Source organism: Nocardia sp. NPDC059228 (genome assembly GCF_042754245.1).
GTDB lineage: Bacteria > Actinomycetota > Actinomycetes > Mycobacteriales > Mycobacteriaceae > Nocardia.
In genome coordinates this window covers 43786-53440 of record NZ_JBHZAL010000040.1, presented here as the reverse complement: position 1 = coordinate 53440, position 9655 = coordinate 43786, and the positions used below count along the sequence as shown (strand labels likewise).

The 9655-nt window shown below is 66.1% G+C and carries 9 protein-coding genes; all 9 read right to left on the bottom strand.

Features of this window, described 5'->3' with window-relative positions:
• Positions 1–817, bottom strand: an 817-nt coding sequence (locus ACFXKA_RS36815; protein WP_354848092.1) for an AMP-binding protein, incomplete at its 3' end; no start/stop codon positions are given.
• A 113-nt stretch (positions 818–930) separates the two neighbouring features.
• On the bottom strand, positions 931–1722 hold the full coding sequence (gene eutC, locus ACFXKA_RS36810) for an ethanolamine ammonia-lyase subunit EutC (protein WP_379430892.1): 792 nt from the start codon (positions 1720–1722) through the stop codon (positions 931–933).
• Positions 1719–3131, bottom strand: coding sequence for an ethanolamine ammonia-lyase subunit EutB (locus ACFXKA_RS36805; RefSeq protein ID WP_379430891.1), 1413 nt, complete (start codon positions 3129–3131; stop codon positions 1719–1721). The genes eutC and ACFXKA_RS36805 overlap by 4 nt, the downstream gene beginning before the upstream one ends.
• Positions 3128–4558, bottom strand: a complete 1431-nt coding sequence (gene eat / locus ACFXKA_RS36800; protein ID WP_379430890.1) for an ethanolamine permease — start codon at positions 4556–4558, stop codon at positions 3128–3130. Before eat ends, ACFXKA_RS36805 begins: the two co-directional genes overlap by 4 nt.
• A 25-nt stretch (positions 4559–4583) precedes the next feature.
• Positions 4584–5141, bottom strand: coding sequence for a DUF779 domain-containing protein (locus tag ACFXKA_RS36795; RefSeq protein WP_379430889.1), 558 nt, complete (start codon positions 5139–5141; stop codon positions 4584–4586).
• On the bottom strand, positions 5141–6664 hold the full coding sequence (gene adh, locus ACFXKA_RS36790; RefSeq protein ID WP_354848106.1) for an aldehyde dehydrogenase: 1524 nt from the start codon (positions 6662–6664) through the stop codon (positions 5141–5143). The genes ACFXKA_RS36795 and adh overlap by 1 nt, the downstream gene beginning before the upstream one ends.
• A gap of 92 nt (positions 6665–6756) precedes the next feature.
• Positions 6757–8088 carry a transcriptional regulator gene (locus ACFXKA_RS36785; protein ID WP_379430894.1) on the bottom strand — a complete coding sequence of 444 codons (1332 nt, stop codon included), beginning with the start codon at positions 8086–8088 and terminating at the stop codon, positions 6757–6759.
• Positions 8089–8210: 122 nt separating this feature from the next.
• Entirely contained in the window at positions 8211–8333 is a 123-nt protein-coding gene (locus ACFXKA_RS36780) for a hypothetical protein (protein WP_379430888.1), read from the bottom strand.
• A 280-nt stretch (positions 8334–8613) separates the two neighbouring features.
• Positions 8614–9651, bottom strand: coding sequence for a beta-ketoacyl-ACP synthase III (locus ACFXKA_RS36775; RefSeq protein ID WP_379430887.1), 1038 nt, complete (start codon positions 9649–9651; stop codon positions 8614–8616).
• Positions 9652–9655 lie beyond the last annotated feature (4 nt).

Here is a 9655-nt window from a genome sequence, read left to right as displayed (position 1 = left end):
GCAGGATGCCCTTGGGCTTTCCGGTGGTGCCGGAGGTGTAGAGGATGAACAGCGGGTGCTCGGCGTCGAAGGCCTGCGCCTCGTGCTCGGGGGAGGCGTCGGAAACCGTGTTGTGCCACCACAGATCACGCCCCTCGGTCCAGGGCGTCTCGATTCCCGTGCGCTGCACTACCAGCACGTGCTCGACACTCGAATCACCCTCGGCGAGGGCCTCGTCCACGGCCGCCTTGAGCGGGGCCGGCTTGCCGCGCCGCCACTGGCCGTCGGTGGTGACGACCAGCTTGGCCGCGGCATCGTCGATTCGCTGCCGTAGCGCACTCGCCGAGAAGCCCGCGAACACCACCGAATGCACCAGACCGAGCCGGGCGCAGGCCAGCATCGAGACAATGGCCTCGGGCACCATCGGCATGTAGATGGCGACGCGGTCGCCCATGGACAGCCCGAGGTCGGTGAAAGCGTTTGCCGCCCTGGATACTTCGGCCAGCAGCTCGGCATAGGTGATGTCGCGGGAGTCGCCGGGCTCGCCCTCCCAGTGGATGGCGACCCGGTCGCCGTGCCCGTCGAGCACGTGCCGGTCCACGCAGTTGTAGGCGACATTGAGCTTGCCGTCGGCGAACCACTTCGCGAAGGGCGCGTCGTCCCAGTCCAGCACCTGGGTGAAGGGCTGATGCCAGTGCAGGCGCCGTGCCTGCTCGGCCCAGAACCCGTCCCGGTCGGCTTGGGCTCGAGCATAAAGAGAGGCGTCGCCGTTGGCGGCGGCCGCGAACTCAGCGCTGGGCGGATAGGCATCCAGGTGGTCGGCGGTGGTTTCGGTCATCTCGTCTCTTCTTCTCTCGCATGCAGGCCACGTGGGGGTGACGGCGGCACTACAACACTGGATGGCGATCATGTCGGCCGCCGCCGTGTCCGGGGTCGGCGGCGACCCTTCTTCTATTCGGCTGTATCCAAAATCGTCAGCGCCGCAGTGGAAGCCAATTCTTGGGCGCGGGAGGTGTCCTTGAGGTCCACGCCGGATCTGCCGAGCTTCCGTGCGCCGGAGATCAAGCTGGACACCACCTTTGCCGCCTGGTGGTAGCCGAGGCCTTCGGGCGGATGAATATTGGAGATGCAGTTGCGGTCGGCGTCGGTTCGGCCGGGCCGTGGTAGGTGAGTGAGGTAGATGCCGAGGCTGTCGGCCACCGAGAGGCCAGGGCGTTCACCGATGAGGACGACCAGGGTGCGTACGCCCATGGCGGTGGCGATGTGATCCCCGAGGGCGACACGGGCCTGGGTGGCGATGACTGGTGGCGCGATCGAATAGGTGTCGGCGAGTTCTTCGGCGATGGCGGCAAGAAGAGGTGCGCCGTGGTTCATGAGGGCGCGCGGTGACAGTCCGTCGCCGAGAACGAAGCCGAGGTCGGCACCGGTGTGGGGGACGGCGGTCAGGTCGTCGGGGAGTCGGCCGAGGTCGGGGCGGCGCAGGTATTCGGGACGAGAGGTGGCCCGGCTGCGAATGGTCACGGGTGTGCCGAGGCCGACCGCTTCGACCCGAGCTGCCAAGACGGGTACGTCGAGTGGCAGGTGTACTGCATCGCGGGCCGCAGCGTGTGCCGAGCGGAGTTCGAGCACATTCGCCGTCGGCAGTGCGTCGCCGACGCGGCCCAGACCGATCCTGGACTGGGTGCTCGGGCGCAGCATGTCCCAGAAGTCTTGCGGCGTTCGGTCTCCGCGTTCGACGCTCATAGCGCTCCGGTCAATTCGCGTAATGGGGAGGAGGCGATTTCGACAGGCAGTATCCGCCCGCCCGCGTCGGCCATGCCAAGTCCTTGCAGCCACGTCTCGAACTCCGGTGCGACGCGCAGGCCGAGTACCCGCCGCGCGTATAGGGCATCGTGGAAGCTGAGGCTCTGGTAGCCGAGCATTACGTCATCGGCGCCTGGCACCGCGATAACGAACGCCGCTCCGGCCGCGCCGAGGAGAGTGACCAGGGTGTCCATATCGTCTTGGTCGGCTTCGGCGTGGTTGGTGTAGCAAACATCGACGCCCATGGGCAGGCCGAGCAATTTGCCGCAGAAGTGGTCTTCGAGGCCGGCGCGGATGATCTGTTTGCCGTCGTAGAGATACTCGGGGCCGATGAAGCCGACGACGGTATTCACCAAGAGCGGCTGCAGATCTCTCGCCACGGCGTACGCGCGGGCCTCCAGGGTCTGCTGGTCGACGGGTTTGCCATCAGTGCCCAGATGCGCGTTCGCCGACAGCGCCGATCCCTGTCCGGTTTCCAGGTACATCACATTGTTGCCGACGGTGCCGCGATGCAGCGATCGCCCTGCTTCGTTGCCTTCGCGCAGCAGCGCAATATTCACTCCGAAGCCGGTATTCGCACCTTCGGTGCCCGCGACGGATTGGAAAACCAGATCCACCGGAACACCTTTCTCGATCAGCTCGATCGTCGTGGTCACATGCGAGAGCACGCACGACTGGGTGGGAATGGCGAAGCGCTGACGAATCTCGTCGAGTAGATGGAGCAGATCCGCGGTGGCATGCGGGGAATCTGTCGCCGGATTGATGCCGATCACCGCGTCACCGCAGCCGAGGAGCAGTCCATCGAGAGTCGCGGCGGCGATACCCCGCGGGTCGTCGGTCGGATGGTTGGGCTGCAGACGGGTGCTCAGTCGCCCGGGCAGCCCGATCGTTGTACGGAAGCCCGCCGTCACCTCGGTGGCACGGGCTACCGCAATCAGGTCCTGATTGCGCATGATTTTGCTGACCGCGGCCACCATTTCCGGTGTCAGCCCTGGGGATACGGCCCGCAGCCTGGCGGCGGCATCGTCGCGGGCCGATGTCTCCATCAGCCAGTCCCGCAGGCCGCCGACGGTCAGATGCGAGAGCGCTTGGAAGGCAACGCGATCGTGCGAGTCGATGATCAGTCGGGTGACCTCGTCGTCCTCGTAGGGCACCAAGAGTTCTCGGAGGAACCAGTCGAGCGGCACCTCGGCGAGCGCCCACTGCGCGGCCGCGCGTTCGGCGTCCGATGCCGCCGCACAGCCGGCCAGTTCGTCGCCGCCACGCCGTGGCGTCGCCTTGGCCATCAATTCGACGAGACCGTCGAAGGTGTAGTTGGTGCCGCCGATCTGCTGGTGGTAGACCGTCATTCGAGCTCCTCCTCCGCCTTGGCCAGGGCGGCGAATTCCTCGTCCGGCGAGTTGGCGACCAGGTGATGGCGGCTGTAGAGACCGAAGTAGGCCATGAACCCGGCGAAGGCGAGCAAGGCCCAGGTCGCGGCCGTGCGGTCGACGAGGAAGGTGGCGATGACGGCCGCGCAGGCGATCACGAGGGCGAAGGCCGTGGTGAGAATCCCGCCTGGGGTGCGATACGGCCGGGGCATGTTCGGCTCCCGGACGCGCAGCACGATGTGGCTGATCATCATGAGGACGTAGCTCAGCGCCGCGCCGAAGACGGCCATGTTCAGCAGCATCGCGCCCTCACCGGTCAGCGAGAGTGCGAATCCGATGATGCCGGGCACGATGAGCGCGAGCATGGGCGCTTTGCGCGCGTTGGTGACCGACAGGCTCGTCGGCAGATATCCGGCTCGCGAGAGCGCGAAGGTCTGCCGCGAGTAGGCGTAGACGATCGAGAAGAAGCTCGCGACCAACCCGGCCAGACCGATGTAGTTGACGAGCTTGCCGGCACCCGAATCCCCGAGCGCCGCGACCAGCGGGTTGCCCGAACTCGAAATCGCTTTGGCGCCGAGAGCCCCGGTCGCAAGGAACAGCACCGTCGCGCCGGTGGTGATCAGCACCAGCATGCTGATGATGATGCCCTTGGGCACGTTCTTCTCCGGTTCCCGTGCTTCTTCGGCGGCCAACGGCACACCCTCCACCGCCAGGAAGAACCAGATCGCGAACGGCACCGCAGCCCAGATCCCGAAGTACCCGAACGGCAGGAACGACGAACTGCCCACCGCCGCAGGATCTGCCGGAATGTCGGTCAGGTTCCCAGCGTCGAACAATCCCCACGCCGACACCACGAAGACGGCCAACCCGACCAACGCGATCGCGGTGATGACGAACATCGCCTTGAGCGCCTCACCGGCACCGGTGAGATGAATGCCGATGAACAGCGCATACACGGCCAGATAGACCCACCAGCCGTCCGTGATCCCGAACAGATTCAGCGATTCGACATACGCACCGATAAAGGTCGCGATGGCCGCGGGCGCGATGGCGTACTCGATGAGGACGGCCGCGCCAGTGGCGAATCCGCCCCAGGGCCCGAGCGCGCGCCGGGCGAAGGTGTAGCCACCGCCCGCCGCGGGCAATGCCGAGGACATCTCGGCCATGCCCAGCACCATGGCCAGATACATGCCCGCGATCACCACGGTGGCGATGAGCAAGCCTCCGAAACCGCCCTGCGCCAAGCCGTTGTTCCAGCCGGCGTAGTCGCCGGAGATCACATAGCTGACGCCGAGACCGGCGAGAAGCAACCAGCCCGCAGACCCCGATCTCAGGGTTCGCTTCGCAAGGTAAGCACTGTCCTGGTTGTGGTCGTCGTGGGTGGGCTGATCAGTGGGGATCGCCATCGCGACCTCCTTCTTGCTGGATGAATCACACAGAGTTCTTGGGTGTTCCGCGAACGGGAACAGGACACGCATCGGCCGCTCGGCCGACGACCTGGGGTTGGGCTGGTGTTGTCGGACGCGCGCCGCGCTCCCAGTCCGCACCTGTCAAGGTTTCGGTCCCGGCCAGCGCGAGTAGTTCGGCGTGCTCGAAAACCCTTCCGCGACTGAGGAATCGAAGTCCTTCCGGCGATTCCAGGCTGAATCCGGAACCACGTCCCGGTACGGCGTCGAGGACGAGCTGGGTGTGCTGCCAGGCGGCGAACTGCGGACCCGAGATCCACACCGGCGCAGTATCGTCCGGTGCGGGAGGAGTGTCGGGCAGTTCGTCGACCAGCAACCGCAGATCGAGCAGTCCGAGTAGGACATCGTGGCCGCCGACCACGAATTCGCCTGCGGGATAGCACATCGGGGCCGAGCCATCACAGCATCCGCCGGATTGGTGCAGCATCAGCGGTCCGTGCAGACCGCGGAGGCGACGGAGCAGATCCATCGCCGCCACGGTGGCAAGCACCCGCCGGGGGACTACCGCAGCGGCATCGACCATCAGAAGAAGCCTTGCGCCTTCGACGCGTAGCCGACCAGGAGGTTCTTCGTCTGCTGGTAGTGGTCGAGCATCATGTGATGGTTCTCGCGGCCGATCCCGGACTGCTTGTACCCTCCGAACGCCGCATGCGCGGGGTACTGGTGGTAGGTATTGGTCCACACCCGCCCGGCCTGGATGTCGCGGCCTGCCCGGTAGGCTACCGCGCCGTCGCGTGACCATACGCCCGCGCCGAGCCCGTACAGGGTGTCGTTGGCGATCTTGATGGCATCGTCGTAGTCGGCGAACGAAGTCGCCGAGACGACGGGGCCGAAGATCTCTTCCTGGAAGATCCGCATTGCGTTGTGTCCAGCGAACACCGTGGGCTGCACGTAGTAGCCGCCGGACAGGTCGCCGCCGAGGTCAGCGCGCTCACCGCCGGTGAGCAGAGTTGCGCCCTCGCCCTTGCCGATCTCGATGTAGGAGAGGATCTTTTCGAGCTGATCGTTGCTGGCTTGCGCGCCGATCATGGTCTCCGTATCGAGCGGATTGCCCTGTCGCACAGCCTTGGTGCGCACCACGGCAGAGGCCAGGAATTCGTCGTAGATATCAGCCTGGATGAGCGCGCGCGATGGACAGGTGCAGACCTCGCCCTGGTTGAGCGCGAACATGGTGAAACCTTCCAGGGCCTTGTCCTGGTAGTCGTCGTTCGCGGCGAGCACATCGGAGAAGAAGATGTTCGGGCTCTTGCCGCCGAGCTCCAGGGTGACCGGAATCAGATTCTGGGAGGCGTACTGCATGATCAGGCGGCCGGTAGTGGTTTCGCCGGTGAACGCGATCTTCTTGATTCGTGGACTCGACGCCAGCGGTTTGCCTGCCTCGACGCCGAAGCCGTTGACGATATTGACAACGCCGGGCGGCAGCAGATCTCCGATGAGACTGATCAGGAACAGGATCGAGACCGGCGTCTGTTCGGCCGGCTTGAGGACAACGGCATTGCCTGCGGCGAGGGCAGGTGCGAGCTTCCAGGTGGCCATCAAAATCGGGAAGTTCCACGGAATGATCTGGCCGACCACGCCGAGCGGCTCATGGAAGTGATAGGCGACGGTGTCGACATCGATCTCCGACAGCGAGCCCTCCTGGGCGCGGATCGCGCCGGCGAAGTAGCGGAAGTGGTCGATCGCGAGCGGGATGTCGGCGGCCAGGGTCTCGCGGATCGGCTTGCCGTTGTCCCAGGTCTCTGCGAGGGCGATCGCGTCGAGGTGCTGCTCCATCCGGTCCGCGATCTTGTTGAGGATGATGGCGCGCTCGGCAACCGAGGTCTTGCCCCAGGCCGGTGCGGCGGCATGGGCGGCATCGAGAGCGAGTTCGATGTCCTCGGCGGTGCCACGGGCGACCTCGCAGAACGGCTGACCCGTGACCGGGGTCGGATTCTCGAAGTACTGCCCCTTGACAGGTGCTACCCACTCGCCGCCGATCCAGTTGTCGTAGCGAGCCTGGAACGACATGACGGCATCGGGTGTTCCTGGGCGGGCAAAGACGGTCATCGAATGCTCCTCGGTCTTGTGACATTTCCTGCAGCAGGTGTGACCCGGAACACTAGGAGCAACCATGTTGCACAACAGTTGCAAGAAACTGGTCAGATGCCCAGCCTGCGGTCCAGCAGCGCCAGCTTGGACTTGACCTGGGCATACATCGAGGACTGTCGGTCGAGCGAGGCAAGGTAGGCGGTCCACGCCGCAACGTCGTCGCGCCCGTCGACCGAACTGGTCCACTGGCCGAGGAGTCGGCGATCGCCCGCCGTCAGCAGAGCGGCGCGCAGGCAACCACGCAACTCGGTGCGCAGCTCGGTAATGCCGGGCGCCAGCGAGCGGGGCAAAATCGGGCCCGGGTAGGCGCGCATTGCCGCCGCCGCGTCGCCGCGCCCCAGTGCCCGTCGAACCTCGTTGACATCGGTGTCGAGCTCCATCAGCAGTCGGTATGGTCGCGAGCCGAGGCTGTTGACGCCCAACAGCTTTCGCACCCGCGACAGCTCCGCACGCACCGTTACCGGATCCAACTCCGATTCGTCGAGCAGCATGGCGAGGTGGTCGGCGCTCAAACCCTCCGGATGGTCGGCCAGCAGCAACAGGATCTCGGCATGCCGCTGCGACAGGCGGATGCGCTCACCGCCGCGGGTCAGAGACGGCCGATCCGAGCCGAGCACCCGCAGTTGCGTCGTCGTGTCGAGCGGTTCGGGCGAATTGAGCAGGTGTAGCCGTAGCTCGGATTCCGCAGCCAGCACTGTCGCCCTGATCAGCGACAACACCTCCACCGCGGCGACGCGCGGGCCACCGGTGATGTCGATGGCGCCGATGATCTGGCCGGTCAGCGGATCGTGCACAGGGGCGGCCGAGCAGCTCCAGTCGTGCACGGCGCGGCTGAAATGTTCGGCCCCGAAGAACTGCACGTGGTGATCGAGGGCGAGCGCGGTACCGGGGGCATTGGTACCGACCCTGTCTTCGCTCCAGTCGGCGCCCTCCACGAAGTTCATGGCAAGGGCTCGGTCCTTGGCCTTGGAATCGCCCTCGACCCAGAGCAATCGCCCCTCGGCGTCACTGATCGCTACGAGCAGCCCGGCCTCGGCGGCGTCCTCGACCAGCAGCTTTCGCACGACCGGCCGGATAAGCGCCGTTGGATGCGCGGACCGATACCGCTGCAGGTCCAGACCATCGAGATCCACCCCGTCTCCGAAGTCGTCGGGGTTGACACCGTTGCTGCGGCTGCGACGCCAGGAATCGAGAACCACCGGGCGCACCGAGTAATACTCGGGGCGCAGGGTCGGCATCAGGTCCACACCTTCGAGGAAAGAGCGGTGAGCGGACGACACTCGCTGCGTCAACTGTGTGAGGTCATCATCCGGCCTGACGGCGACCCAGGGGTTGCCGCGCGATGTTGTGTTCAATCCGTTTCCTTCGCGTTTGCCCGTCAGGCATTGTAATACTGGTCACAGCGTTGGTTCACGGTGGTGGAGCTGTAGACGATCACTCCATGCATGCCCGCTTGGTCGACGTGCGGGTGGAGGAAACAGGTGTCCGCGGCGGGGACGGTGATCTAGTAGCGGAACGTGCCACCGGGCGTCACCGCAGGCTGGGTGAGGTCGGGCATGCCGTCCATATCGTGACGCGGTGCGACCGGGCTGACCGCGGAGTCCAAGGCGTCGCCATTGGCGTGCACGGCAGGGAAGGCGGAGGCGAAGGCGAGCTCATCGTTTGCTGGACCGCTGCTATCGGGTTCCAGTCGAAGTAGTCCGGATCGACACCGAAGTAGTCGGCCAGCAGGGCCGGCCGGTCACCGAGCCGGGCCACATCCTCCAGAACGACACGATCGCCGCAACCTCTCCAATCGAGAGTGTCGCGACGACCGTGTGAACCCGCGACTTCCGTGCGGGGGCGCTTCTCATTGCTACGGTTTCCGTTGCTTCACACAACGGATTTCGTTGTCCGCGAGCCGATCGTCAGGCGATGGCGGGGAGTTTGACCACCTGACCGGCGTAGGCCAGGCCCGCACCGAAACCCAGCAGCAGCGCGGTGTCGCCGGGCCGGGAAGCGCCGGAGCGCAGCAGCTGCTCCATGGCCATCGGGATCGAGGCGGCGCTGGTGTTACCGGTCTCGGCGATATCCCTTGCGACAGCGATGCTTTCGGGCATGTGCAGGGTGCGCACCAGCGCATCGGTGATGCGGCTGTTGGCCTGATGCGGCACGAACGCGTCCAGATCCTCGACGGTGACGCCCGCCTGATCCAGCGCGTCCCGGCACGCCTTCTCCAAGAACGTGACGGCCCAACGGAATACGGCCGTACCGTTCATCCGGATGTACGGCCGCACCGTGCTGCCACCGGTCGCCTCGGCCTCGGCCACCTCGGCGAAGTACTGCTGAAAGTCCTTGTCCTGCTTGATCGCCGCAGTCTGACTGCCGTCCGAACCCCAGGCCACCGGCCCGATGCCCTCGGCCTCCGACGGTCCCACCACGACCGCGCCCGCACCGTCGGCGAAGATGAACGCGCAGGTCCGGTCCTCCTGGTCGAGCAGGTCCGAGAGCCGTTCCACGCCGATCACCAGCACATGGCGGGCCTGTCCGGCGCGCACCAGGTTGGCGGCATTGGCCAGCGCGTAGCAGAAGCCCGCGCAGCCGGCGGAGACGTCGAAGGCGGCGGTGTCGTGCATGCCGAGTTCGGTGGCGACCACGGCGCCGGCCGACGGTCCCAGCACCATCTGCGAGGACGTGGCCAGGATGACCGCGTCGATCTGCTGTGCGGTGACGCCCGCGGCCTCGAGCGCGTCGACGGCGGCGGCGGTGCTCATGCTCACGATGGTCTCGTCCGCTTCGGCCCAGTGGCGGGCCTCGATGCCGGAGCGGGTCCGGATCCATTCGTCCGAGGAGTTGATGCGGTCGACGATCTCGGCATTGGGGACCACCCGGCGTGGTCGGTACACGCCCAGGCCGAGCAGCGCGGCGTGGGCGACCGGGGTGGCGGTGGCGATCTGGGCTGACATGCGC